This window comes from Collinsella sp. LCP19S3_B7, from assembly GCF_052121795.1.
In the GTDB taxonomy this organism is placed as follows: Bacteria; Actinomycetota; Coriobacteriia; order Coriobacteriales; family Coriobacteriaceae; genus Collinsella.
Genome location: NZ_JBQKDO010000020.1, coordinates 1 through 24,315 on the forward strand (window position 1 = coordinate 1; position 24,315 = coordinate 24,315).

Sequence of the window (24,315 nt, forward strand, 5' to 3'; positions counted from 1 at the left end):
CAGGCGCGGGATAGACGCCGACGAGCCCGCCGCGGCGGCCAGGCTGGAGGCGATAAGGGACTGCCTGCGCCGGGGGCTGTCGCCCGAGCAGATGGCGGCGCGCAACGGCGGTGTTAACGTCAATATAAATTTCACCAATTTTGCTGGCCGGCAAAACCAATCGCGCTGGCGGGATCGCACCATTTGCGCTGGTGCACTTTCACCAGTTAGGCCCCCTCTCCAATCCTTTTCGTATCCCTGGGAAGGTCCTTCATTCGGTACGAGGGACCCGTTATCTTCAGCAGCGTGCAGTGGTGCACGAGCCTGTCGGCGATGGCGGAGGCGGTCACCGCATCCCCGAATACGTCGGCCCATGCGCCGATTCCCACGTTCGTCGTCACTATCGTGGACCGATGCTCGTAGCGCGCCGACACCAGCCTGAACAGCAGGTCGGCCCCCTCGTCGTCGATGTCAAGGTAGCCCAGCTCATCGATGATGAGCAGCGTGCAGTGGGCGTAGTACTTGATCCTCTTCTCCACCAGGCCCCTTGACGCCGCGTCCTTCAGGTCGGCGACGAGCCTTGCGCAATCTATGAAGCGGACCTCCTTCCTGGCACGGACGGCCTCCACGCCCAGCGCTATGGCGATGTGGGTCTTTCCCACGCCCGGGTTTCCCACGAGCAGCACGTTTTCCGCCCGTTCCAGGAAGCCGAGGGACGACAGCCCGATCACCGTGGGCTTGTGGACGCTCGGCTGGAATCCGAAGTCGAAGTCGTCCAGGGTCTTCACGTAGGGAAAGCCCGCCGACTTCACGCGGCGCTCCATCTCCTTGCTGTTCTTCCTGTCCACCTCCATGGCCGCAAGCTCCATGATTGCCGTGCAGAAGTCCATCTCCCCGCCGGAGACCATCGCCTCGTACCCAGGCAGCGCCGATGCCATCGCATCGAGCCCCAAGGCCTCCAAGCCGTTCATCATCCGCACATACGTGCTCGATTCCCCCAATGAGCCCATCGTTACCTCCACGCGTCTTCCGACTCTCCTATGATTCGCAGGTTCTCCCTGGCCGCCGCCTGGATGTCCTCGTCGGCATACCTTCGCTTCGAGGACAGGGCCTCCTCGTAGTGGGCCGGGTCGTAGTTGATCCTTCCGGACGCCTTGGACATGTCGTGCAGCGCCACCAGCTGGCCGTCCATGCTTATGCGCAGCTGGCCCCCGGGCATGGCCAGCAGCCTCACCCTCTTTCCGATGCATCTCCTCGGGACCGACCATTCCCGGCCCCTGCATCTGACGAGCATGGTGCTGGGCACGACCTGGTCCGACACGTCGCCGACCATCTCCTGGAGGGCTCGCAGGTTGCCGATCGGGCGCAGGTAGTCCTTCTCTTTGAGGAAGGCGACGGCAGGCGGCACGCCGAGCGCCTCGTGGGGCTCCAGGTTGGCGCGCCTTTCTATGTTCGCGATGATCGCGATGAGCTCGTCCTCGCCGTCGAAGTCGAAGTCGTATGCGCGCAGGCGGCTTAGGAACCTGTTTGCCGACTCGTCCTTGCCCTTGGTCTCGGGCGACCTGCGTGCGCAGTACTCGATTCTGGTTCCCGCCTCCTTGGCGAACCTGTCGGCGCGTTCGCTGCGTTTGCGCCCGCCTTTGCTGAACGAGACCAGCGACGACATGTTGTCCGTAAGGCAGGTCTCTGTGAATCCGCCGTTGGCGACGGCGACGTCAAGCAGGCAAGCGAGCACGTCGTCGGCGGTCTTGGTCTTAGAGTAGCGGTACCTCTTCAGCCTTGAGGCCCCGAGGATGGCGGAGAACACGTTGAATTCGAAGATCTCGCCGTTGACGTCGGTCATCCTGATGTCCTCCTTCCAGTCGAACTGGAGCTGGACTCCCATCGGGGTCTCGAATCGCGGATGCGGGACCGGGCCGCCGGGCGGCGTGCCGCAAGCTATCTGGTGCTTGCGCATGTACTCGGTCAACGTCGGGTACTTCGGCACCTTCTCCTCGCCATACCTGTCAACGAGGTATTCGTGGATCGCCTTCTTGGTAACGCCCGGAAGGCCCGCCTTCTGCGCGATGACCTCCCGGTACTCATCGAAGCCGCTCGGCTTCTCGGATCGCCCGTCGGAAACGTCGGACCCGTTGCGCCAAAGCTTGGCAACCGTGTGCCGGTCCATCCCGTAGCGTCTTGCCACGTCGGAGAAATTCGGCGTAGTTCCCGCTTGGCGATACATGTCAAGCTCTCCCATCACATTCCTTTCCAACCTTGCGCTCCTTCCTGGATCAACGAACAGGAGGAGCATATTTCCTGACAAAGGTTGGTGAAAGTACACCAGCGCGGTTGGCGCCAAAAGGCCAGTGTGATTGGTGAGGTTATGCCAGTTGATTTGGTTATTTATACGTTAGCGCTAACAGGCGGCCCGGTGGACCTGTCGCCGTCGACCATCTACCGCTGGGTCTCGGCGGGCTACGACGGCATGACCAACATGGAGCTCAGGCGCAAGGTCGGCTACAGGCCGAGGAAGCGCGCCGCGGGCCGGGCGGCGACCCGCCACTCCGCCCGCAGGTCGCATGCCGCGTTCCTCGCCCTCGGGGAGGACGCGTGCGCCGCGGCCTGGGAGATGGACACCGTCGAGGGGGCCCGGGAGGACTCCGCCTGCCTGCTCACGCTGCTGCACCGCCCCAGCAGGCTCCAGCTCGCGCTGCCGCTGGAGGAGAAGACCGCCGGGTGCGTCGCGGGCGCCCTGGAGGGCGTCCGGGCCATCCTCGGCGCCGACGGGACGCGCCGCGTGTTCCGCGCCGTCCTCACCGACAACGGCGCCGAGTTCTCCGACGAGGCGGCGATCGCGGCGCTGCTCGGCGAGGGGCCGGGCGAGACGAGGCTGTTCTACTGCGACCCCAGGCGCAGCGACCAGAAGGGCGCCTGCGAGCGCAACCACGTCGAGATCAGGAAGCTGCTGCCCAAGGGCGCCGGAATCAGGTTCGACCGGCTCGCCCCGGCCGACCTGGCGCTGGCCATGTCGCACGTGAACTCCGAGCCCCGCGGCGCGCTCGGCTTCGCGACGCCCGCGCGCGCCTTCAGGGCGATGCTCGGGGAGGACGCGGCGGCGCTGCTGGACGCCTACGGCGTGGGGGACGTGCCGCTCGGCGACCTCGACCTGACGCCGGGGCTCATCGAGAGGGCGCGCGCAGAGAGGGGCGATGCCCCGCTGGCCTAGCCTAGGAGAAAAAACGGAATAGACGGACCGACCGTCCGGCTGAGTCTGGGAAGAGGTGCCGGGCGGCGGGCGGAGCATGGCCACCGGACCCATCGAAACACATCTCCACCATTCCTTCAACTGGGAAAATGGCGCCCCCGGGGCCCGAGAGGGGCCGCGGGGGCGTTCGGTTGACTGCGGGAGCGTGCCGTCAGCTCAATGTGTTCGGCTGAGATCGGAAATCAACCATCATTGCTATTGCATATGGCTCTCTTTCCGCTCCTTTCTTAATTGGGACTTAAATCCTCCTGATAAGCAAGACGTTTTCGCCAAAGCGCTTATAAAAAGACGGCGCTGGGCCCGAGCTCACCTTGCATGCAGACTGAAAGGCAACCACCCAGCCCGGTACTGACGAATACGGGGGGCAACGGCGACAGCTCCTCTGCCAATGCGAATGCAAACAGCACTGGTAACAACAACCGCCACAACAAGGGTAAGAAGCCTGCAAAGGGCGGCTTTCCCATAAGTCATGGAGCTGACTGGGGCTTCGCTTGCGTCCGGATCGATTTGCGCGCGTTCGAACTCCCGCGCGGGCGATGAGGACCTTCGTGAATGCATCCCTGATGGACAGAAGCGACCCGAGCCCCAAGCGGCGCGCTTCGAGCAGCGGAAGTTGAAGCGTAAGCAGAAGCATCGTGGGCATTGACCGGTGCCGATATGGGTCCAGGTGTGAACAGGGCTACATCCCCTATTCGCACTGTTCACACATACAGCAGCGGGCACGGATTCGACTGAAACTGCGCCCGCTGTCTGATGCTAAATTAATTTGTCAAACATGCGTTCTATTCCAGCGCAGTAATTAAATACGCTGGTACATGGATACTCCGATCAAGACGGCCGCGTATACGACCGGGAACTTTCGGCAATTGGATACGCGCCTGACCTGGGATATCCAAGCGAACAATTGGCCTAACCCGCGATAGGTCCCAGGCCAGGCGGGTATCCAATCGAAGGGGAGGGGCGCTCCGGTGTGGAGGCAGCGGAGCGCCCGGGGAAAGCCCGGCCGGCCGGCCAGGCGGCCCCGTTCGCCCGGCCGGCCGGGCCTCCGGGGTGCGGCGGACTCCCGTGAAAGAGGGGCGCCGCGCGCTTCGGTGCGCAGGCGGCGAATGGACGGGAGGGTGCCGCGCCCCGGCAAGCCGGGCTATTAGGCGGACGGCTCCTGCTGCGTGATGCAGTGGATGTTGCCGCCGCCGTAGACGACCTGGTCGGACTTGACGCCCACGCACTTGTAGACGCCCTCGCCCCAGACCTCGTCGTAGATCTCCTGGAGCGTGTCGACGGCCAGCTGGTCGTTCTCGTCGCCGTACTGCGGGACGATGACGCCGTGGTTGGTCACGAGGTAGTTCATGTAGGAGGCGATCAGCGGCTCGTCGGGGACGCGCGGCTCGGCGTTCTCGTCGGCGTCGATGGTGTCGCAGGAGGCCTGGTCCATGTACAGCGGCTTCACGGGCATGCAGAGCTTGTAGACCTTCAGCTTGCGGCCCTTGGCGTCAACCGCGTTGGAGAGGGTCTCGTAGGCGGCGTGGCACTGCTCGTAGAACGGGTACTCGGGGTCGTCGGTCCAGATGCAGACCATGACGCCCGGGGCGATGAAGGTGGCGACGTCGTCGATGTGGCCGTTGGTCTCCTCGGGGTCGATGCCCTCCTTGACCCAGATGACCTTCTCGACGCCGAGGTAGTCCTTGAGGTGCTCGGTCATGTACCCGCGAAGCTCCTCGCTCCAGGGCTCGAACTTCTTGCGGTACTTGGGCCAGAGGGACTCGGGGTCCTCCTCCTCCTCGAGCACCGCGGAGCAGGTGCGGCCGGGGGACAGGAGGCACTGGTCGGTGACGACGAGGGTGCCCTCGCCGTCGACGGTGATGGAGCCGCCCTCGAGGATCATGTCGTCGGGACGGTAGCGGCGGCAGCCGGAGAGCTCGGCCATCTTGAGGGCGATCTGCTCGTCCTTGTCCCACGGGAAGTAGAGGCCGTCGACGAGGCCGCCGTAGCCGTTGAAGTGCCAGTGGTTGGCGCGCTTATCGCCCTTGCCGTTGATGACGTAGGTGGCGCCGGTGTCGCGGAACCAGGCGTCGTCGGTGGTCATCTCGACGACGGTGACGTTCTCGTCGTTCTCGAAGACGGCCTTGCAGTTGGCGTAGTCGACCTGGTTGGCGCACATATAGACCGGGGTGAACTCGGAGATGGCGCGGGCGATGGCGGCATACTGCTTCTGGGCGGGCTTGGCGCCGTGGGCCCAGGTGTCGGTGCGGTGGGGCCAGCCTATCCACACGCGGTCCTGGGGGGCGAACTCGGCGGGCATGAAGAAGCCGTCGGCCCTCGGGGTGGACTCGGACTCGGTGATCGTACGCATAAGATTTCCTCCAAACCGAACGATCGTCTGCCGCGGGCGGGCTGCCCGCGGCCTAGGACCAAGAGATGGCGGGCGCCCGTCCCCCGGCAGGGGTCGGGGCGCCCGGCGCCGGTTTTCACGGGGTCGCACCGGCGGGCGACGACGTAGCCAGGTGCGCGGAGACGGGACGCACGAGGGATACGGGAGAGGGGTCGGGGCGGTCGGCGGCTGCCGGAGCTATCGCCCGCACCCGCCCCGGGGGATGGTTGGCGGACCCGTCGCCCGGGCACGCCCCCGGAGAGGCCGGGGTGCCCGGAACCGGGTGCCCTAGTTCTCCTCGGCCTCCTCGGCGAGGCGCTGGGCGGCCAGCTCGGGGGTGAGGCCCTTGTACTCGGTCTCGCGGCCCTTGGCGCTGACGACGCGGACGACCTCGCCGATGAGCACGAGCACGATGAAGATGATGATCATCGGGACCTTCTCGCCGACCTCGGCGGCGGAGAACGGCGCCAGCGTCGCGACGATGGCCAGGATCAGCTCGATGCAGGGGATGGCCAGCATGACCTTCATCATCGCGCCCTTGAACGGGAACGTGAAGATGCGCTCGCGGTCGGGGTCGTTCTTGCGGAGGTTGAGGAACGCCGGGAACATCGGGATGTAGGTGAGCAGCAGGAAGACGACGGAGGTGCCGAAGAGCATCCAGAAGACGCCGTCGGAGATGGCGTCGACGGGAACGAGCTGCAGGCAGAGGACCAGGGAGGCGACGACGGCGTTGACCAGGTTGGCGCCGTTGGGCATGTCGTCCTCGGAGACCATCGAGGCGAAGACCTTGGGCATGTTGCCGTGCTCGGCGGCGTAGCGGGCGACGGAGTTGACGCCGAAGGACCAGGCGGCCATGTTGGCGAACAGGGTGATCAGGAAGGCGATGCAGATGACCTTGAAGAGCACGGAATCGCCCACCATGGTCTGGACTGCGACGATCATGCCGTAGTCGGGGTCGATGGAGTCGGCCGGGATGGCGGCGCCGATGCCGAAGCCAGCGAACAGGTAGATGGCGCCAATGGTCAGGCCGCCCAGGATGATGGACTTCGGAATGTCGTGGGTCGGGTTCTCCATGTCCTTGGCGAAGGTGCAGATGACCTCGAAGCCCGTGAAGTTGAAGATGATGATGGACAGGTAGCCCAGGGCGTTGGTGTTGGTGAGCTCGGGCAGGAAGGTGGCGGCGGACATGTCGTTCGCGAAACCGTTCTCCATGGCATACCAGATGCCCAGGGCGCCGACGATGACGGCGACGGCGACCTTGATCAGGGCGCCACCGTTGAGGACCCACTCGGAGTCGGCCGCCTTGGAGCGGCCCATGAGGTAGACGATCCACACGAAGGCGAGCTCGATGCCCATCTTGGCGATCAGGTTGAACTCGACGCCAAAGACCATGCCCAGGATGTCGGGGAACATGGTCGCCAGCGAGGCGATCCACAGCGGGTAGTTGACCCAGTAATAGTACGAAATGCGGGCGCCCCACTTGTCGCCCAGGCCATCGCGTACCCAGTCGTAAATGCCGCCCTCGCCGTCATAGGTGGTGCCGAGCTCGGCGACGACCATGCCGTAAGGGAGCAGGAAGGTCAGGATCAGGAAGATCCACCAGAAGAACTGCTGGTTGCCAATGGCAGCAGCAGGAGCGGCGGCCTCGCAAACGAAGACGACGCAGATGATGGTCGAAATGACCGTCAGGAAGGAAAGCTTTTTCTTTCCGTCACTCATATTTAATCCTTTGCTCAGTCGTTTTCAGACAGGGCGCCAGTGCTTACGCGCAGTGGCGCAGATGATGGGCAGCAGGAGACAAGCATCTGCTGCCGCCCATCAGAAAGCATCGTACAGGCCATACCACACGTCGGTGTAGATGAAGTCGGCGCCCTTGATGCACTCGGTTGTCGTCGGAGACTTTGCAGTTCTCCTCGCCGATGGCCATGAGGTCGCCCATCTCCTGCGAAGGCGGGCGAGCCGTAGCTCGCCCGACCTGGTACGTCTTACAGACCGTGCTTACCGAAAGCGGCCATGCGCTCATTGATGGTGGCGCGGTATGCCGCAGCCTTCTGCTCGTCGGGCTCGCTCTGGGGGCACAGAGTGGCCAGGATGGCGCGAATGGAGTGCTTGCGGTTCTCGGCCTCGACCCAGCACAGGGAGCGCTCGGGATCGTCCATGACCTCGTCGACGACTTCCTCGCCACGGTTTGCGGGCAGGCAGTGCATGAACATGCTGTTCGGACCGGCAACGTTCATCATATCCCAGGTCACCTGGTACTTCGGATAGAACACATCCATGTAGCTGGAGCTGGAGACTTCACTGTCGTAGAGGCCGTACCACACATCGGTGTACACGAAGTCGGCGCCCTCGATGCAGGAAATGTCGTCGGAAATGGTGATGGTGCCGCCGGAGACCTTGCAGTTCTCCTCGCCGATAGCCATGAGATGCTTGCCGAACTCGGCGCGCTCCTCATCGGTGCCAATATGCAGGCAGCCGTCGGGAATCTGATGCCCCTTCGGTCCGAACTGCACGAAGTCCATGCCCATCTTCGTGCAGATGAACATGAGCGACGCGCAGGTCTGGGTGGCATCGCCGATCCAGGCAAACTTGCAGTCCTCGATCTTCTTACCGGCGGGCAAGTTCTCGATCATGGTCATGAGGTCGCCGAGCTCCTGGGTGGGATGGTTGTACTCGCTCATGCCGTTGATGACGGGGGCCGCGGAGTACTTCGCCAAGCTCACTACATCCTTATGACGATCGACGCGGGCCATGAGGATGTCGACGAGTCTTCCCATAACGCGGCCGGAGTCCTCGATGGACTCATGGCCACCCAGCTGGATGGAGCCGGGGCCGAAGAACTGAGCGTGACCGCCGAGGTCGCTCATGGCCGTCTCGAAGGAGATGCGGGTACGGGTGGACACCTGCTGGAAGATCATGCCGAGGGTCTTGTCCTTCAGCAGGTGCGGGTACTCGCCGCCCTCCTTGATGAGCCCCTTCATGGCGATGGCCAGATCTACCATGCCGAGCAGCTCTTCTTTTGTGAAGTCGTTGGTGTCGATGTAATCTTTGACCATTGAAATCTCCTTCAAAATTCGTTGGCCGGACCGCCCCTTGCGGACCGCGCTCCCATGAAGCGCCCCGAAATGAGCGAGACGCTCCCTTGCGCCACACAGCATGGGGCGCACCCGTAGTTTTGAGAAGAAATAACCAGGATTATTTTCAGATTACATTAGCTCACCGCACACCTTACCCTGGCTAATCCTAGCTAATCCTAACTAATCCTAACTAGTCCTAACGCCTAGACGGATTGATATTGAACTGGTTTCTTCGCCCTGTGCGCCGCTGTCAACACCTTGCGCCTCCGTTCTAAGGAACCGACGCGCCCGATGCCCAAGAATACGTAGACGGCTGATCCCGTAGGGGGCGGCCGCATAGCCGCACCGACCCCCAGCCTCTCAGAGCCCGGCCCTCTTGCGGCCGCTCAGTTCCTTTCTAAGTTTTTGCGCAAGCTCGTCTCGGCCACTCACACCAAGCTTGGCGTAAATATTCGATATGTGGGTTTTCACCGTGTTGACGGAAATGCATTCTTGCTCAGCAATCTCCTTGTTCGATGCGCCCTTTTCAAGGAGCGACAACAGTACTTCCTCGCGCTTGGTCAGCCCGTATTCGCGAGCGATCCAGGGCACAAGGGATTCCGCCAACCGCACATTACGTATCCGCCGATGATGTGCAAGAAAGACATACGCAGCCACGGTGAAGCAAAGCGCCATAATCTCAACGGGAACCCTACGAGGAGAGACAGAGCGCGCGCCGCCCTCCTGTCTAAAGGCCAAATACGTTGCTGCTTCCGCCAAGGCATATATGAGCACAAGTAAGAGCGAGAGAACCCATCGCCATCGGCTCATGCGTCGAAACTCTGCCACCAAACAGAAGATGCCGTACCCTATTACCCAGATCGCCAACAACCTGGTAAAGAGAAACTCGCGCCATAGTGCAACCGATTCGACTGACGAAGCACCACTTGCCCATGCCACCATCATGCAAACTGCCCAAAAAAATCCCTCTACGAGAGAGAAGCTGCGCGAGAGCAAGCTGCCGAGAACGAGCCGATACAAGAGGATTACCACCATGTTGAATGCAACACGGAACATAGGATAGGCGTTTCGTGCGCCCTCGAATTGCATCGCGAATTCCGGAACGAACTCATACATGAATACAGTATTAATATCTATCGTATACGCAAGGAAGGTGAGCGCGACGAAGAGATAGCCCCGCCTGCGCTCGACATAATGCAGACTCCCATAGGCAGCACTGACAAACGCATAGGCGATGCAACTTGCCACATTGTAGAGAAAAGCGAGGGACACGACTCCTCCTTCATCAAGCGGCAACATTATAGAAGATTTAGCACCCAAAGCTAAAACTACCCCAACGTCCGATTTGTCTCCCTGCATTTTCGCTGTTCAGAGACAGGGGGATAGAAAATCATCCTCCGATTAATCTCAAATCCCTCTCTGTTTTTCTTAACAAAGAACCCCCTGACTCTTAAGGTTCAATTACTGCAGCGCAAAAAAGAGACAGCGCTGCAACCAAATTAAGGAGGGTCTTATGAGCACATCCCATCAGAAGCAACCTCTCAGCCGCCGTCGTTTCGTCATTGGATCGAGCGCCCTAGCGGCTGCCGCGTTCTCGGGCGGACTCTGGGGATGCGCATCCGGGGAGCAGGCGGGATCAAATGCCACGCCCGGTTCCGCCGATCAAAACATTGCCGATATCGTGCTCCGCAACGGACATGTGCAGACCATGGTGTCAGAAAGCGATGTTGCATCAGCCGTCGCTATCGCGGGCAACAAGATCGTGTACGTGGGCGACGATTCGGGCATCGATGCTTTCGTAGGAGACAAGACTCAAGTCATCGACCTCGATGGCAAGTTCGTCTCCCCCGGCTTCATTGACGGCCACATCCACGCCCCCGCCAACTGGTTCAACGCCCTCTTCCAGATCGACCTGACGGGGCTTACCACCAACGAGGAATACCTCAAGGCAATCCGCGCCTTCGTGGAGGCCCATCCCGACGAGGAGGGCTACATCGGAGCGCCTTTCATGCTCAATGCCTACCAGCTTCCCGACGGCTCGAATCCCGGGCCCTCGAAAGAAGATCTAGATGCCATCTGCCCCGATAAGCCCATTCTCATCCACGACGTCTCCTACCACGCCGCTTGGGTCAATTCCAAGGCCCTCGAAATGGCTGGCGTAACTGCCGACACCCCCGACCCAGAAGGCGGCCTGTTCTATCGCAATGAGAAGGGAGAGCCTTCGGGGTGCGTCTCCGATGCCGCCAAGGGAATTGTGTTCGCCATCATGCCCAACACCATGACCAACGATAATCTGAAAAAGGCCATGCGCAAATTCATGAAGGAAGCAAACTCCTATGGCATAACCGGCATTACAAATATCACCCAAGGCGGTCTTGATGTTATCGACATGTATCACGAGTTGGAGGACGAGGGCAATTTGACCCTGCGCATGAACGTCGTCCCCACTATGAAAGAAGGCCGCACCTATGACGAGGTGCTTTCCGCCATCAAGTCCTACAACGACTCCGCCACAGACATGATTTCTTCGAATACCGTGAAGATTTTCTACGACGGAGTGACCGAAAGAGGCACCGCCGTCTTCCTGGAACCCTACCAGGAATCAACGGGACTCGGCGATAATTGGTGCGGCGAACCCATCTGGTCTCAGGAAGACTTTACCCGTCTTGTACACGACTTTGATGCAGAAGGCGTTCAGGTGCACGTGCACGCCATGGGCGACGGCGCCGTTCACGGCACCCTTGATGCCTTCGAGGAGGCTCGGGCGACCAATGGGAAGCGCGACGCGCGGCACACGATCACCCACGTATGCGCCATTACCGATGAGGATATCCAGCGCATGGCCGATTTGGATGTAGTGGCGAATCTCCAATTCCTGATGATGTACCACGATGATCTCATGGACCTGGAGCGCGCCTATATCGGCGACGAGCGCGCCATGGCGTTGTACCCAACAAAGCACTTGGCCGAGGCAGGCATCTGCATCAGCGGCTCCTCAGACGCCCCCGTCATTCCATTTGCCCCGCTCGATGCGATCGAGGTTGGCGTTACCCGCAACTCGCCCTATCCCGAGGAAGAGGACACCGACATGACCCGCTGGCCCGAACAGGGGCTCACTGCCTACCAGCTGCTCGAGGCCTACACCAAGAACGACGCCTACCAGAACTTCATGGACGATATTATCGGCACCGTTGAAGTAGGCAAGTTCGCCGATCTCGTCGTGCTGGACACCAACATTCTCGAAGCCGATGCCAAGGCCATCTCCGACACGCGCGTGATCTACACCATCTCCGACGGCCGAATCGTCTACAAGGGATAGAACCACGCCAGAAGGTGCCAGCAATACAGAACGGCTCACAAACCCTCGAACACAAGCCCCCGCGGCTCTGCGGTCATTAGTCCCGCAGAGCCGCGGGGGCCAATCTATGCGACTTCGCAGTCCTTACCGGCACTGCGGCAATACGCAAAAACGCAGTATCCCGAAAGGGCTTCTCGCTCTCCAATTTGTTTTAGCGCACTTTACTACCGGCGAGAAAATCAGGTACTACCGTAAGCTTCGCGGGCTCTATCAGGGAGAGCTGGGCGAGAAAATCGGCGTCTCCGAGGGCGCGATCCGTCACTATGAGACGGATTTCAGGACTCTCAAGCAGCCTCAGGTGCAAGCCATCGCCGAAGCTCTCGACATCTCTCCGCTTGCCTGTTGGACTTCAGGGTAGAGAACGCCCGAGACCTCCTGGGCCTCCTTCTGCAGCTGGAGGACGAGTTCGGCATCGTGCCTGTCGAGAATGAATCGGGCCTTTCAATCGATGTATCTGCCGAGAAGGCGCCTGCCGCTGCCCGGCCTCCCTCAGGGTCTCAACGTGCATAAGGTCGACGGCCAGCCCCCTCAGCTCGATCCCCGCCCTCAGCCTCGGCCTGCTAGTCGTGTGCCTGTTCACCTAGGAGAAATCATGCCAAAGGCAGCGCTGGACCATGGTTTGCGGCCAGGTCTCGCGCACGGCCCTGGAGAACCCGCCGTCGGGGGCGAGCGTGGGCCAGACCTCCCGGAGCTCGGCCGTCCTGCTCCTGAAGGCCCGCCCGCCGCAGTAGGGACAATAGACGGTCTTCATGGGCACCTCTTCCGAAAGGGTTTTTAACGGTTCCGGAAAAGGTTATCTGCCTGCGGGAACGATAGGCAACCGGACACACATTCTATCCGAGCGGTTAAAAACGGGCACGGAATTTATACGGATGAAAAAGGGGCATCGACCTGCGCCGATGCCCCCAACGTGGACACACATTTTGTCCTATAAGCCTTAGCCAACAGATTGCCTGCACAAAAAACATGGCCACCCGCAAAGGGTGGCCATGTAGATTTTATCTGCAAGAAATCTTTTGCGTGCGTGGTGTGCTTTCGCGCATTCAGTCATGCGCACCTTCGCGCTTTCACACTCTAGCACGTTCATGCGTTCATGCGTTCACGCTTTCCGCATTCTCGCGTTCGCGCTTTCGTACTGGTCTATTCGCCTGTACGAATTACCACGTGCGGGAATTCATCTGGCGGAACTGAGCAACGGTTGGAGCGTGCGAATTCATGCCGCCGTCAACGTTGATGATCTGTCCTGTGGTGTAGGTGCTTTCATCGGAGCCAAAATATACGGCTGCATGAGCAATGTCTTCTGGGCAACCGTAGCGGTTAACCATGATGCTACCCAAGAAGATATCTTTGAGCATCTGAGGAACCTTCGCCTCGTTTTCTGGCGTAACAATCAAGCCTGGACGGATGCAATTGCAGCGGATGTTGTCTTTGCCGTATTGCAAGGCAACGTATTGCGTGAAGATGTCTACGCCCGCCTTGGCGCATGCATAAGCGGTAGAACCTAAGTCGCCTGCACATGATGCCATAGAGCCAATGTTGACGATTGCGCCGCCACCAATTTCTTTCATGTAGGGGATAGCGCACTTCGTTGCATAGAAGGTGCCGCGCAGGTCGCTTTCCAAAATAGCGTCCCACATTTCAAGGGTGAGCTCGTCAACACGACCGTCCTTGAGGGCAACGTTTGCTGCATTGTTTACCAAAATATCGAGCTTGCCGTATTGCTCTACAGTGTCTGCAATAAGCGCTTCGATGCTTGCTGGTTCGGTAATGTCGAAATAGTGGAAGCTTGCCTTGCCGCCTGCTTCAACAATTTGATCAACTACAACTTGGCCTTTTTCGGCACGACGACCACTAATAACAACCGTTGCGCCCTCGGCTGCGTATACCTTTGCGATACCGATGCCAATACCGCTGGTGGAGCCCGTTACGATAGCAACTTTGCCTTCGAGTCTACCCATTGTGTTCCCTTTCTCGTCAAATAATCGATAAGGTATTTTTATTCCTTTTTCGCGTTTTTGTGAATATTTGCATAGAAAAAGCGGATGGCAGGCGTGGGGATTTCGGCAGGAAGGGAAGGGGCCGGCCGCGTTGCGTGCACTGCCGTATTCTTTTCTGCAGGAAAATATGTTGAGCTGCTCGTTTTTCTGTTTGAATAGTAGACAGATTTAGCATGGTCAGAGGCTGCTGGCAAACAATTTACTCCCTCAACAAAACGCTTGCTCTCTGACATGCCATGCTCGGCGCACAAAGTTGGCACCTTCCCAGACGGGAAGGTGCCTTTTCTGATTATCTTAGCGCTTCATTTCAATGGAGCTGCACCAATGGTATCCGTGCTTATTTATAGTTGTTGCGCTTTCTGAACGTGAAGAGCGCCCCAGCACCGGCAGCGATCGCAACGCCGCAGATGCCCATTGCATAGAGGGCGGCACTATCGCCGGTGTGAGGGAGATTGGATGCAGACTTATCGGAGTCGCCCCCGACGATGGTCAGCTTGGCATCGTCGATGTTCACGGTGAACTGGTCGGTCACATCGTTGCCGTCGGAATCGATGACGACGGCTTGGCCGGAAACCTTGACAGGGTACTCGCCTGCATCGGTGCCCGTTGCAGAAGCCTCAACGCCGGAAACGTAGAAGGTCTGACCATTGATCTGGAACTCCAGGGTCTCGAAACCGGATGCGGACTTCTCGGTGCCGTCGTAGGTCACGGACTTGGAATTGGGAGTGAGGGTGATATGGTACTTCTCGCTACGGTCGGTAACGGTCAGGGTCCCGTACGTCTTGTTGATCTGATAGTTGTCCAGATTGGTTCCCTCGTTGGGGATGCATTCGAACGCATTCTCGGAGGAGCCGACGATCTTCTGCGAGCCGGTGAAAGAATAGGTGGCACCTTGGCCATCGACCCAACCAGTGCCCCAGGCAGCCTCCCCAACGGTGACCTCGTGATTGGTCAAGGGCTTGCCGTCGTACTCCTTGGAACCACTCGCGGAGGTCAGGGTGACCGGACGCTTTTCGACCCTCAAGACACCATAACGTATGGAAATATTGTAGTGTTTCTCGAAGTATTCCTCACTACCTAAAGGTAACACTACGTCAAACGTATTTTCCGATTCGCCAGCATTCGTCTGAGACCCGGTAATATTGAATCGAACTCCGTCTTCGTCAAGAGGAGCCCAACCGTCCCCATCGACACTAATTCCTCCGATAGTAAGAGGGGTGCCGCCATAGATCTTGTAGTCGCTCGAGGAAGACAACCTTACGTCACGCTTTGTAATCTCGATTTCGAAGCGTTCCTCATCCGCATCACCCCCCGAAACCATCAAAGTCACGTGGCCGAGTTCAGTTCCCGTTACAGAAACGGTCTGCCCATTAGGCGATTTGTCAATACTCGAGATTTCGATAGCTCCACCGTCCTCAGAGGACCAAGTCCAATTATATTCAGACCTTGATGTTCCATTGGTATATTGCGCAGTCATGTAGTACTTAATCTGATTTGGGCCACTGATTGCAGGGGCATCAGCGAAAGCTGCGACGGGCAGAAAAGATGCTGCCAGCACTGCCGCCAGCATCACCCTCGCAAATCTTTTCGCAAGCGATTGGGAGAGAACTGCAGTTGCGACCTCTCCCCATTTGGAGAATTTGGAATCCATGAAGCTCATGTCTGCTCCAATCGCATCGAATTGAACCAACGTAAAACGCAACACGACGTACAGTGTGTTGCTGCGTTTTTTCGATTTGGTAAAGAATAACCGAATCTTTGTTGGCTATGCGTCGGTTGAATGTAATTACCCCTCTAATAAATCATATTTGTTACTTTTCTGCACCATCAAACCAGATTCTGCCTCCTTCGAATTAGGCACCCTCCCCATCAAGACCGCGAAGCATCCCCGTCCAGAGCAAGCCCGAGCCGAACAAGGGACATGCCCGAAAATAATTCTCTGTTAACATGACATGCAATGTTGCAATAGGGAACGCACGCTTGAATTGGAGGATACGATGAAGATACAGGTTAAAGAGACCTTGGCCAGACGCCGGACGGTTTTCTTCCTCACGCTCGCAGCCATCGTCGGCGTTTGCGCTTTCACCTTCTCCGGCACCCAGAATTACGCCTGGGCTGAAGGCAAAACCCCCATTGCCACTTGGAATGAAGTCAAAGCGCCGGGATATGGCGTCGTTGAAGCAAATGAAAAGAACCTTTCGCTTGAAATAAAAATAGATAGCCGGAACGATCACCTGGAGGCCCATATCACGAATAACGACGGAGGTCCAATTCCCCCATCTGTCCTCGAGTTGACAACGGAAGATGGATCAGTATTAACCGCCTATTTTGGTGAAGATATTCTTCCTACCAATCAATCAGCATCTTCCATTGAAGGCTCGAAACCCACTACCCGATTCACTAAAGCAGAGCTTTACGAAACCGTCACCGTGACCTTCAATATGAACAGCCACGGAACCCAGATCGACCCCATTAAGGTCAAGAAGGGGACGTCCGTCACCCTGCCCCAGCCCACAGACCCGAATTATGACTTCGGCGGCTGGTTCACCGATGAGAGCCTCACCACCTCGTTCAACGGCACCGCCGCTACAAGCATGACCGTCTACGCCAAATGGACCGAAAAGGAAAAGGTCACCGTTTCCTTCGAATCCGAATTCGGGACCGCACCTGAGGCCAAAACCGTGAACAAGGGTGAGATCGTCGAACTCCCCAATCTAGGCACTGACGGCGACTACACATTCGTTGGCTGGATCATGAAGGGCTCCGAAGGCACCGATCCCTTTATCGGCGAATACACCGCTAAAGAAAACATCACCTTCACGGCTGTCTGGGAAGCTCCCTCCACTCCCATCATCGAAATGGTCGATGTCACCTTCGACATGAACGGCCACGGCGACAGTGTGACCAAGCAGACCGAGAAGGGCAAGCCCATCACCCTTATCGATGACCCCACCGCCGAAGGCTATACCTTCAAGGGCTGGACCTACGACAAGGAAGGCAAGCAGGCCTTCGACGCCAAGAAGAACGCAGACCAGGACACCACCCTGTACGCCCAGTGGAAGAAGAATGCCGACTCCGCTCCCACCAACTCAACAATCCCCCGGACCGGTGACAACCAGATGGCACTCCTGGCATCCCTCTGCTTCAGTGCAGCGGCCCTGATAGCAGTCGGCATCGCGTTAGCCGCGTATCGCAAACGCAAGCACGCATAAAGCATACGTGACGTTACCGTTCTAATTCTCGATCTAAACAGAGGGGAGTCCCGCGGGACTCCCCTTCCCATTCGCGTACCTAATTACGCTGTTCCTACTAAAATTGGGAATTCTATTCCCAGTTTTCTCCTATTCCCACTCAATGGTCGCGGGCGGCTTGGACGTGATGTCGTAGCACACGCGGTTGGCGCCGGGGACCTCGGCAACGATGCGGCCGGAAATGCGGGCCAGCACATCGTAGGGCAGCTTGGCCCAGTCGGCGGTCATGGCATCACTGGATTCGACGGCACGCAGGATGATCGGGCGCTGATAGGTGCGCTCGTCGCCCATAACGCCAACGGACTTGATGTCGGGCAGGACCGCGAAATACTGCCAGCAGCTGTGCTCGGAGTTGCGCTCGCCGGTCTGCTCAAACAGGCGCTGGTTGTAGGCATCCAGCTCCTCGCGCACGATGGCATCGGCGTTTTTGAGGATCTCGAGCTTCTCCTTGTCGACCGCACCGATGATGCGGATGGCCAGACCCGGGCCCGGGAAAGGCTGACGGAACACGATATGACCCGGCAGGCCCAGTGCCAGACCAAGCGCGCGGACCTCGTCCTTAAAGAAGTGATCAAGCGGCTCAATGAGGTCGAAGTGTACGCCCTCGGGGAACGGGATCAGGTTGTGATGGCTCTTGATGGTGGCCGTCTTGCCGCCCGTCTTGCGAGCGCCGGACTCGATGATGTCGGGGTAGATGGTGCCCTGAGCCAGATACTTGACCGGCTTGCCATCGGTCTCGAGCTGCTGCGCCACGGCGAAGAACTCTTTCCAGAACTGAGTACCGATGATGCGGCGCTTCTCCTCGGGCTCGGTCACGCCGGCCAGAAGCTCGGCATAACGGTCCTCGGCGTGAACGTGGATAAAGTCGACATCGAACTGCTTGGTGAAGACCTCCTCCACCTGCTCGGGCTCGCCCTTGCGCAGCAGGCCGTGGTTGATGAACACACAGGTCATCTGCTTGCCCACGGCGCGAGCGCCCAGCGCAGCCACGACGGAGGAGTCGACGCCACCGGACAGGGCCAAAATCACGCGGTCGTTACCGACCTTCTCGCGGAACTCGGCCGTCATGGTCTCGACCAGGTTGTCCATGCTCCAGTTGGGCTCCAGACCGCAGATCTCAAACAGGAAGTTGCTCAGCAGCTGCTGACCGTACTCGGAGTGCTTGACCTCGGGGTGGAACTGCGTGGTGAAAATCTTGCGCTCGGGGCACTCCATGGCGGCAACCGGGCACACGTCGGTGCTGGCGGTAACGGTAAAGCCCTCGGGCACCTCGGACACGGCGTCGCGGTGGCTCATCCACACGGTTTGCTGCATGGGCGTGGAGTTAAAGAGCTTGGCGCCGGCAGTGCGCGTAATAGTGGCGCGGCCGTACTCGCCCACCTCGGAGTGACCGACCTTGCCGCCGAGCGTCACGGCCGTGATCTGATGGCCGTAGCAGAAGCCCAGGACGGGAAGGCCCAGGTCAAAGATGGCAGGATCGATAGACGGAGCGTCCTCGGCATACACGGAGGCCGGGCCGCCGGAAAGGATGAGCGCAGAGGCGTTCATCTCGCGAATCTCATCGGCCGAGATGTCGCAGGGAACAATCTCGGAATACACGTTGAGGTCGCGGACGCGACGGGCAATGAGCTGACCGTACTGCGCACCAAAGTCGAGTACGAGGACCTTTGCGGAAGCCTTTTGATCCATGGTTTCCCCCTCTTGTTGGCGGGGAGCCGATGCCCACCCGCGCGAATAAACGAGAATAACTTTCATAGTGTACACGTTATATGGGGTTTCTCGTCCCTCGCAGCCATCAGCGCACGGCAAACGCATGACCTGGGCCCCTATTTGACGGCAATTGAAGTGTTACCAAACGTTACAGATGATGTAATACGTTTGAACATTGGACACCCTGTGCCACAATACTGCCGAACGACTCCGCCTCTGGGGCGGCAAATACGATAGGAACACCAACATGAAGCGCATCCTTCTCATCGCCACGGGCGGCACCATCGCATCGACCGAGGACGGCAACGGCCTCTCTCCCGCCCTGACCGGTGAGGAACTCGCCCAGAGCGTCCCCGAGATCTCGGGCCTCTGCGAGCTCGACGTCGTGCAGCCCATGAACATCGACAGCACCAATATGCGTCCGAGTGACTGGATGCGGATCCGCGACGTCATCGTCGAGGGCTATGCCGACCACGACGGATTCGTGATTCTGCACGGCACCGACACCATGAGCTACACCGCGGCGGCGCTTTCTTACCTGATTCAGGACAGCCCCAAGCCCATCGTGCTCACCGGCTCGCAAAAGCCCATGGGCAACCCCTTTACCGATGCCAAACTCAATCTGTACCAGAGCCTGCTCTATGCGCTCGACGAGCATTCGCACGACGTCTCAATCGTGTTTGGCGGTGTGGCCATCGCCGGCACGCGCGCCCGCAAGCAGCGCACCATGAGCTTTAACGCGTTCATCAGCGTCAACTATCCGCCCATTGCCTACATCCGCAACGACCGCATCGTGCGCAACGGGCTCCACGGCACCCACCAGAATGAGAGCCCGGTTCGTTTCTACGACCGTATCGACCCGCGCGTGTTTGTCCTTAAGCTCACGCCCGGCGTGAATCCAGGCATATTGGACGCCCTGACCGATAGCTACGACGCCGTAATTCTGGAGACCTTTGGCATTGGCGGTATTCCCGAGTTTGGCGAGTCCGGCGAGTCATTCCAGGAGGCGATTTTCCGCTGGGTCGATTCGGGTCGCACCGTCGTTATGACCACACAGGTCCCCGAAGAGGGCCTCGATCTGGGTGTTTATGAGGTCGGCCGTGCCTACGCCGACCATCCGGGTATTTTACGCGGCGACGATATGACCACCGAAACGCTCGTGGCCAAGACCATGTGGGCGCTCGGCCAGTCACGTGATGCGGCCGAGATTCAGCGCCTGTTCTACAGCCAGGTCAACCATGACCGCATCCCGATGGTGTAGCTAAAACAAAATCCGCCTCTTTGGGCCTTGTGGGGCACGTGGTACCTCTCGGAACGTGCAAAAAGCGGAGTTTTCAGCACCCGCCCCTTCCAGAAACGTTAAAACCGCTAGCTGTAAATCGCTTTTCGGTTCGATAGGCTCGTCCCACGCTTCTATTATTCCTCATTATAATGAATTTTGTGGATAATCCAAAACAGCAAGCATCGTATTTGCGCCTTCGGTTGCTGTCAATTTATTGAGGGATGCTGAATACTCGGGTTTTTGCACGCCGCCGTCGGGGGACCCGTTCAGCAAACGACAAATCTGGCAAAAACGCCTACTCAATGCCCTCGAGAAGCTCTGACACCGTCATGCCAAGCGCGGGCGCAAGTTTAAATAAAATCTCGAGCGTGCTGTTTGCCGTTCCGCTTTCGATTTGATCGAGATAAGGTCGGCTGATTCCAACCGCCACGCAAAAATCGACCTTGGAGATACCAAGGGCCTTGCGCGTCCGCTCGACTCGCTCGCCAAGAATCTGTTTCGCATGTTCGTTCATGCAGACGAGTTTGAAATGGAGCAAAACAAAAACGTAAACTATAGTTTACGTTTTGCCCAATATACAGGAGTTTTCTATGTCGGGTTCTTCGGTCCGCATGTACCGAGCCACGCTTCGCACAAACAGCGCACCGCCCAAGCTTGTCGTCGTTGAAGCAGAATGCCTTTCGCCCGATGAGCGCACAGCATTTGCATTGCTATCAAGTCGCGTCGCCGCCGTTTTGGTCCCTTGCCCGGCGCAAGGTGAACTTGCCATCCAATGCCAAGCTCACGGCTGCTCACTCAATCAGGCTGCCGTAATCGCAACCAGCCAGTGTGGCCTGCCCATTCTCTTGGAAGCCGGTATCGCGCTCTGCCTTCGCGGTGCCGGATACGAAAACGAGGCCGCCGCCGATGTGGTCTTTCAACCACGATCGAGCGGCGGCCTCGCAGCAGCCATCGAATATGCTTGCAGGCTCGTTGCCTAAAGGCGCAAGCTAAAAGCCTAGGCCAAAGCCTGTGCCGGTAATCGCCGAATACATAAAGTAGACGTTAATTACGTTGAGGAATGCGCCCGTGATGCAGCCGTTTCGCAGGTAGCGCTCGCACACGATGCGCGCCATGGCGGCGGAGTCCTCATTGTTCTTTGCCTGGCGTCCCGCCGTAAAGTACGTCGCCACGCTCAGCAGCAGGTTGAGTACCGGCAGCGCCAGCAGCTCATAGCTCTTGCCCCAGCGCGTCACCTCACCGGCAGCATTAAACTTTGTTGCCACCTCGGGACCAATATTGGGGATTACAAACGCTGCGACCACCAGCGGAAGCACTGCAAGCACCAGCAGCGCGATGCCCATGTAGCCAGCTTTTTTTCCATATTTAAACATGCTCGCCGTCCTTACACGTTAAAGCGGAAGTGCACGACGTCGCCATCGGCCATGACATACTCTTTGCCCTCGATGCGCAGCTTGCCTGCAGCCTTGGCGCCTTGCTCGCCACCGAGCTCGATGTAGTCGTCATAGCCAATGACCTCGGCCTTAATAAAGCCGCGCTCAAAGTCGGTATGAATGACACCGGCGGCCTGCGGGGCGGTCGCGCCCTGACGCACCGTCCAGGCCTTGACCTCCATCTCGCCAGCCGTAAAGAACGACTGCAGACCGAGCAGCTTGTAGGCTGCCTGCGCGAGCACGTCCAGGCCGGGCTGCTCCAGGCCCAGGCTCTCCAGGTAGTCGGCCGCATCCTCGGGATCGAGCTCGGAAAGCTCGGCCTCGATCTTGGCGCAGATCGGCAGTGGCTTGACGCCATCGATGGGCGCCAGGTCCTCGTTGAGCATGTCCTCGTCCACGTTGGCCACATACAAGATGGGCTTCATGGTGAGTAGGAACAGGCCCTTGGCAGCGGCGCGCTCCTCGTCGGTCATCTCCATGGACGCGGCGCGCTTGCCCTCGTTGAGCCAGGCGAGCAGGCGCTTGGCGACCTCGAACTTGGGCATGAGCTCCTTGTCGCGCTTAGCCTCCTTCTCGAGCTTAGGCAGCTGCTTCTCGAGCGTGCCCATGTCGGCCAGGATAAGCTCGGTCATGATGGTGTCGGCATCGCCGGCGGGATCGACGAACTCGCCCGTGCGACCCACCTCACGCATGACGTTGGGATCCTTAAAGTAGCGCACGACCTCGCAGATAGCGTCGGTCTCGCGAATGTTTGCCAAGAACTGGTTGCCCAGGCCCTCGCCCTCGTTGGCACCCTTCACCAGGCCCGCGATGTCGACAAACTCGACCGTAGCCGGCACAATGCGGCCAGGGTTGACAATGTCGGCGAGCTTTTGCAGGCGGCTATCGGGCACATCGACGATACCCACGTTGGGGTCGATCGTGGCGAACGGGTAGTTGGCGGCAAGGCCGGTCTTTTTGGTAAGCGCGGTGAACAGCGTCGACTTGCCCACGTTGGGCAGGCCCACGATACCGATGGAAAGGGACACGACAGCTCCTTTTGGTACAGGTACTTCAAACTGCATAAGTATAGCGCCGCCACAGCATCCGGGCGAATCCGGACACCGCGGCGGCGCAAATGAAGCAGAGATTGGGGTAGCTGGCTAGTCCGCGAGCTTCTCCACCTGGTCGAGCATCTTGTCGAGCTTGGCCTTCGCCTCGGCTTTTACCTTTTGGGCCTCTTCGTGGGCTTTGGCCTTCTGAGCGGCCTTTTCCTCGGCTTCGGGGTCGACGACAACCAAGTTGGACGCATCGTGTTCGACCAGCTTGAGCGCATGTTCGGGACAAACCTTGACACAGGCGCCGCAGCCCAAGCAATATGTGGACTCCAACGCAAAGCGGCCGCTTCCCACCAAATCGCAGGCGAACGTGGGGCATACATTGACGCACTCGCCGCAAGACGTGCACTTGTCAAAATCGCACTCCGGCGTGCTCACCTGCATGTTCTGGGCAAGCTCGGGATGGTTCTGCAGTGTCGAAAGCACCAGCTGCCGCCCATGCGTGAGCGAACGGCGACGCTTTGCCGTCGTGGTGCCGCACATGGTGTTGAGCGTGCGCTCCAGCTGGGTAATCTGATGGCGATGGGCCTTCAACTTCTGCGTCACCGAGGCCAGCGCCGCCGTCGCCGGGTTGAGCTTGGTCACCGTCAGACCCGTCGTGCGGGCAATCTTTTCCATGTACTCCTTGCGCTCGTACTCGCGGAGCTTATAGCACTTGAGGCTCTTGGGGTCGACCTCCAGGCCCATACCCGTGCCAGACCACTCCTCAGCCTTCGCAATCGCCTCGCCCAGGATATCCTCGCCGCCGGTGTTGCGGCATTTATCGCACACGCCCAGGGGCAGGTACACACTCACATTGGGATAGTCCGCCAGTACCGAGAACCAGGTCTCGGCCGTAATATCGCCCACGCAGGCAACGACGACCTCGTTCTCGCGCGGCATGCGCTTGAGGGCGCGTGTGCAGGTGACGTAGGCGGTCTCGTGGCTCGTTGCCGCCGAGACAATGTCGTCATACAGGTTTTTGGGCGCCAGGCGCGGCGAGATGATCGCCTCGGTCGGGCAGGCAGCGGCACACAGGCCGCACTTGCGGCAGGAGTCGAGAATCTCGATGGCGTCTTCTTCGACCTCGATGGCGTTGACCGGGCACACATCCATGCACGCGGAGCAGCCACTCTTTTCGTTTTTGCAGGTCAGGCACGGAATGGTGTTGCCGCGCGGACGCTCCTTATAGTCGGCAGGATTCCACTGCGGCGCCGACGGATCGAGCGCATCGGTCACGCCGCCAAGTGGGTTTTTAAGAAAGTCGAAACCCTTGCTGATCTCGATAATGTCATCAAACAGATCGTGTTCCTGCGCCATGCGCGGCCCCTCCCTGAGCAGTGCAAACAAGCAAGAGATAATGATACGCTATCGGCCCACGCCTCGGGCAAATTACATGCGGCGCATCATTGAGACAAATAGCCTACCTTGATTATCAACTTTATCCGAACACCTCCCACATTCATCCGCACATGTACGGATGAATGTGGGAACCCGATACCCTGAGGGCCGGATCGGCCGGCCCCGGGAGATCGGA

The 24,315-nt window shown here is 59.1% G+C and carries 20 protein-coding genes; 6 read left to right on the forward strand and 14 right to left on the reverse strand.

From position 1 onward, the window contains the following. Nucleotides 1–206 precede the first annotated feature (206 nt). Together istB and ACTQW0_RS07705 are read right to left on the reverse strand one after the other, a co-directional pair. A complete protein-coding gene (istB, locus tag ACTQW0_RS07700; RefSeq protein ID WP_441559973.1) occupies nucleotides 207–1,001 on the reverse strand; it encodes an IS21-like element helper ATPase IstB in 795 nt (264 codons plus the stop codon). Beyond that, nucleotides 992–2,218, reverse strand: coding sequence for a Mu transposase domain-containing protein (locus ACTQW0_RS07705; protein WP_441559974.1), 1,227 nt, complete (start codon nucleotides 2,216–2,218; stop codon nucleotides 992–994). The genes istB and ACTQW0_RS07705 overlap by 10 nt, the downstream gene beginning before the upstream one ends. 126 nt (nucleotides 2,219–2,344) lie before the next feature. Between ACTQW0_RS07705 and ACTQW0_RS07710 the strand changes: the two genes are divergently transcribed. Then, a complete protein-coding gene (locus ACTQW0_RS07710; RefSeq protein ID WP_441567622.1) occupies nucleotides 2,345–3,187 on the forward strand; it encodes an IS30 family transposase in 843 nt (280 codons plus the stop codon). 1,183 nt (nucleotides 3,188–4,370) lie between these two features. Here the strand turns inward: ACTQW0_RS07710 and ACTQW0_RS07715 are convergent. From ACTQW0_RS07715 to ACTQW0_RS07730, 4 genes are all read right to left on the reverse strand, one after another. Continuing rightward, nucleotides 4,371–5,576, reverse strand: a complete 1,206-nt coding sequence (locus ACTQW0_RS07715; RefSeq protein WP_441567624.1) for an agmatine deiminase family protein — start codon at nucleotides 5,574–5,576, stop codon at nucleotides 4,371–4,373. 306 nt (nucleotides 5,577–5,882) lie between these two features. Beyond that, entirely contained in the window at nucleotides 5,883–7,313 is a 1,431-nt protein-coding gene (locus tag ACTQW0_RS07720; RefSeq protein ID WP_441567626.1) for an APC family permease, read from the reverse strand. A 266-nt stretch (nucleotides 7,314–7,579) separates the two neighbouring features. Beyond that, on the reverse strand, nucleotides 7,580–8,650 hold the full coding sequence (gene ptcA, locus ACTQW0_RS07725; protein WP_441567628.1) for a putrescine carbamoyltransferase: 1,071 nt from the start codon (nucleotides 8,648–8,650) through the stop codon (nucleotides 7,580–7,582). Nucleotides 8,651–9,031: 381 nt separating this feature from the next. Next, complete coding sequence (locus ACTQW0_RS07730; protein ID WP_441567630.1) at nucleotides 9,032–9,943, reverse strand: response regulator transcription factor; 912 nt, start codon at nucleotides 9,941–9,943, stop codon at nucleotides 9,032–9,034. Nucleotides 9,944–10,184: 241 nt separating this feature from the next. Here ACTQW0_RS07730 and ACTQW0_RS07735 point away from each other — a divergent pair, with 241 nt between their 5' ends. Both ACTQW0_RS07735 and ACTQW0_RS07740 read left to right on the forward strand, forming a co-directional pair. Beyond that, on the forward strand, nucleotides 10,185–11,990 hold the full coding sequence (locus ACTQW0_RS07735) for an amidohydrolase (RefSeq protein WP_441567632.1): 1,806 nt from the start codon (nucleotides 10,185–10,187) through the stop codon (nucleotides 11,988–11,990). A gap of 106 nt (nucleotides 11,991–12,096) precedes the next feature. Then, a complete protein-coding gene (locus ACTQW0_RS07740) occupies nucleotides 12,097–12,387 on the forward strand; it encodes a helix-turn-helix domain-containing protein (RefSeq protein ID WP_441567634.1) in 291 nt (96 codons plus the stop codon). A gap of 799 nt (nucleotides 12,388–13,186) precedes the next feature. Here the strand turns inward: ACTQW0_RS07740 and ACTQW0_RS07745 are convergent. The 3 genes from ACTQW0_RS07745 to ACTQW0_RS07755 all read right to left on the reverse strand — a co-directional run bounded on the left by ACTQW0_RS07745 (nucleotide 13,187) and on the right by ACTQW0_RS07755 (nucleotide 15,686). Further along, nucleotides 13,187–13,987, reverse strand: coding sequence for an SDR family NAD(P)-dependent oxidoreductase (locus ACTQW0_RS07745; RefSeq protein ID WP_123220203.1), 801 nt, complete (start codon nucleotides 13,985–13,987; stop codon nucleotides 13,187–13,189). Nucleotides 13,988–14,025: 38 nt separating this feature from the next. After that, the gene (locus ACTQW0_RS07750; protein WP_427883372.1) at nucleotides 14,026–14,277 is read right to left on the reverse strand and encodes a hypothetical protein; all 252 of its coding nucleotides are present in this window, start codon (nucleotides 14,275–14,277) and stop codon (nucleotides 14,026–14,028) included. A gap of 86 nt (nucleotides 14,278–14,363) precedes the next feature. Next, nucleotides 14,364–15,686, reverse strand: coding sequence for an LPXTG cell wall anchor domain-containing protein (locus tag ACTQW0_RS07755; protein ID WP_441567637.1), 1,323 nt, complete (start codon nucleotides 15,684–15,686; stop codon nucleotides 14,364–14,366). 337 nt (nucleotides 15,687–16,023) lie between these two features. Here ACTQW0_RS07755 and ACTQW0_RS07760 point away from each other — a divergent pair, with 337 nt between their 5' ends. Then, on the forward strand, nucleotides 16,024–17,238 hold the full coding sequence (locus ACTQW0_RS07760; protein ID WP_441567639.1) for an InlB B-repeat-containing protein: 1,215 nt from the start codon (nucleotides 16,024–16,026) through the stop codon (nucleotides 17,236–17,238). Nucleotides 17,239–17,367: 129 nt separating this feature from the next. Here ACTQW0_RS07760 and guaA read toward each other — a convergent pair whose 3' ends face one another. Continuing rightward, nucleotides 17,368–18,966, reverse strand: a complete 1,599-nt coding sequence (gene guaA, locus ACTQW0_RS07765) for a glutamine-hydrolyzing GMP synthase (protein ID WP_427719448.1) — start codon at nucleotides 18,964–18,966, stop codon at nucleotides 17,368–17,370. Between the two features lie 268 nt (nucleotides 18,967–19,234). Between guaA and ACTQW0_RS07770 the strand changes: the two genes are divergently transcribed. After that, on the forward strand, nucleotides 19,235–20,248 hold the full coding sequence (locus ACTQW0_RS07770) for an asparaginase (RefSeq protein ID WP_427795021.1): 1,014 nt from the start codon (nucleotides 19,235–19,237) through the stop codon (nucleotides 20,246–20,248). Nucleotides 20,249–20,564: 316 nt separating this feature from the next. Here the strand turns inward: ACTQW0_RS07770 and ACTQW0_RS07775 are convergent, their stop codons facing one another. Then, nucleotides 20,565–20,783: a helix-turn-helix domain-containing protein gene (locus ACTQW0_RS07775; protein WP_427719445.1), complete on the reverse strand. Its 219-nt coding sequence runs from the start codon at nucleotides 20,781–20,783 to the stop codon at nucleotides 20,565–20,567. Between the two features lie 76 nt (nucleotides 20,784–20,859). On the opposite strand from ACTQW0_RS07775, the gene ACTQW0_RS07780 reads away from it, so the two are divergent. After that, entirely contained in the window at nucleotides 20,860–21,249 is a 390-nt protein-coding gene (locus ACTQW0_RS07780; RefSeq protein WP_441567641.1) for a hypothetical protein, read from the forward strand. 9 nt (nucleotides 21,250–21,258) lie between these two features. Here the strand turns inward: ACTQW0_RS07780 and ACTQW0_RS07785 are convergent, their stop codons facing one another. The 3 genes from ACTQW0_RS07785 to ACTQW0_RS07795 form a co-directional block, all read right to left on the reverse strand. Further along, nucleotides 21,259–21,642: a DUF1648 domain-containing protein gene (locus ACTQW0_RS07785; protein ID WP_154517947.1), complete on the reverse strand. Its 384-nt coding sequence runs from the start codon at nucleotides 21,640–21,642 to the stop codon at nucleotides 21,259–21,261. 11 nt (nucleotides 21,643–21,653) lie between these two features. Beyond that, complete coding sequence (ychF, locus tag ACTQW0_RS07790) at nucleotides 21,654–22,730, reverse strand: redox-regulated ATPase YchF (protein WP_089572784.1); 1,077 nt, start codon at nucleotides 22,728–22,730, stop codon at nucleotides 21,654–21,656. Nucleotides 22,731–22,844: 114 nt separating this feature from the next. Then, the gene (locus ACTQW0_RS07795; RefSeq protein ID WP_441567643.1) at nucleotides 22,845–24,098 is read right to left on the reverse strand and encodes a 4Fe-4S binding protein; all 1,254 of its coding nucleotides are present in this window, start codon (nucleotides 24,096–24,098) and stop codon (nucleotides 22,845–22,847) included. Between the last annotated feature and the right edge of the window lie 217 nt (nucleotides 24,099–24,315).

Excerpts from the sequence above, each read along its gene's own strand:
- ACTQW0_RS07720 (WP_441567626.1), bottom strand. The coding sequence starts at position 7,313 with ATGAGTGACGGAAAGAAAAAGCTTTCCTTCCTGACGGTCATTTCGACC.
- ACTQW0_RS07735 (WP_441567632.1), top strand. The coding sequence starts at position 10,185 with ATGAGCACATCCCATCAGAAGCAACCTCTCAGCCGCCGTCGTTTCGTC.
- ACTQW0_RS07785 (WP_154517947.1), bottom strand. The coding sequence starts at position 21,642 with ATGTTTAAATATGGAAAAAAAGCTGGCTACATGGGCATCGCGCTGCTG.
- ACTQW0_RS07705 (WP_441559974.1), bottom strand. The coding sequence starts at position 2,218 with ATGGGAGAGCTTGACATGTATCGCCAAGCGGGAACTACGCCGAATTTC.
- ACTQW0_RS07715 (WP_441567624.1), bottom strand. The coding sequence starts at position 5,576 with ATGCGTACGATCACCGAGTCCGAGTCCACCCCGAGGGCCGACGGCTTC.
- ACTQW0_RS07745 (WP_123220203.1), bottom strand. The coding sequence starts at position 13,987 with ATGGGTAGACTCGAAGGCAAAGTTGCTATCGTAACGGGCTCCACCAGC.
- ACTQW0_RS07740 (WP_441567634.1), top strand. The coding sequence starts at position 12,097 with ATGCGACTTCGCAGTCCTTACCGGCACTGCGGCAATACGCAAAAACGC.
- ACTQW0_RS07770 (WP_427795021.1), top strand. The coding sequence starts at position 19,235 with ATGAAGCGCATCCTTCTCATCGCCACGGGCGGCACCATCGCATCGACC.
- ACTQW0_RS07710 (WP_441567622.1), top strand. The coding sequence starts at position 2,345 with ATGCCAGTTGATTTGGTTATTTATACGTTAGCGCTAACAGGCGGCCCG.
- guaA (WP_427719448.1), bottom strand. The coding sequence starts at position 18,966 with ATGGATCAAAAGGCTTCCGCAAAGGTCCTCGTACTCGACTTTGGTGCG.
- ACTQW0_RS07755 (WP_441567637.1), bottom strand. The coding sequence starts at position 15,686 with ATGAGCTTCATGGATTCCAAATTCTCCAAATGGGGAGAGGTCGCAACT.
- ACTQW0_RS07780 (WP_441567641.1), top strand. The coding sequence starts at position 20,860 with ATGTCGGGTTCTTCGGTCCGCATGTACCGAGCCACGCTTCGCACAAAC.
- ACTQW0_RS07775 (WP_427719445.1), bottom strand. The coding sequence starts at position 20,783 with ATGAACGAACATGCGAAACAGATTCTTGGCGAGCGAGTCGAGCGGACG.
- ptcA (WP_441567628.1), bottom strand. The coding sequence starts at position 8,650 with ATGGTCAAAGATTACATCGACACCAACGACTTCACAAAAGAAGAGCTG.
- ACTQW0_RS07795 (WP_441567643.1), bottom strand. The coding sequence starts at position 24,098 with ATGGCGCAGGAACACGATCTGTTTGATGACATTATCGAGATCAGCAAG.
- ACTQW0_RS07760 (WP_441567639.1), top strand. The coding sequence starts at position 16,024 with ATGAAGATACAGGTTAAAGAGACCTTGGCCAGACGCCGGACGGTTTTC.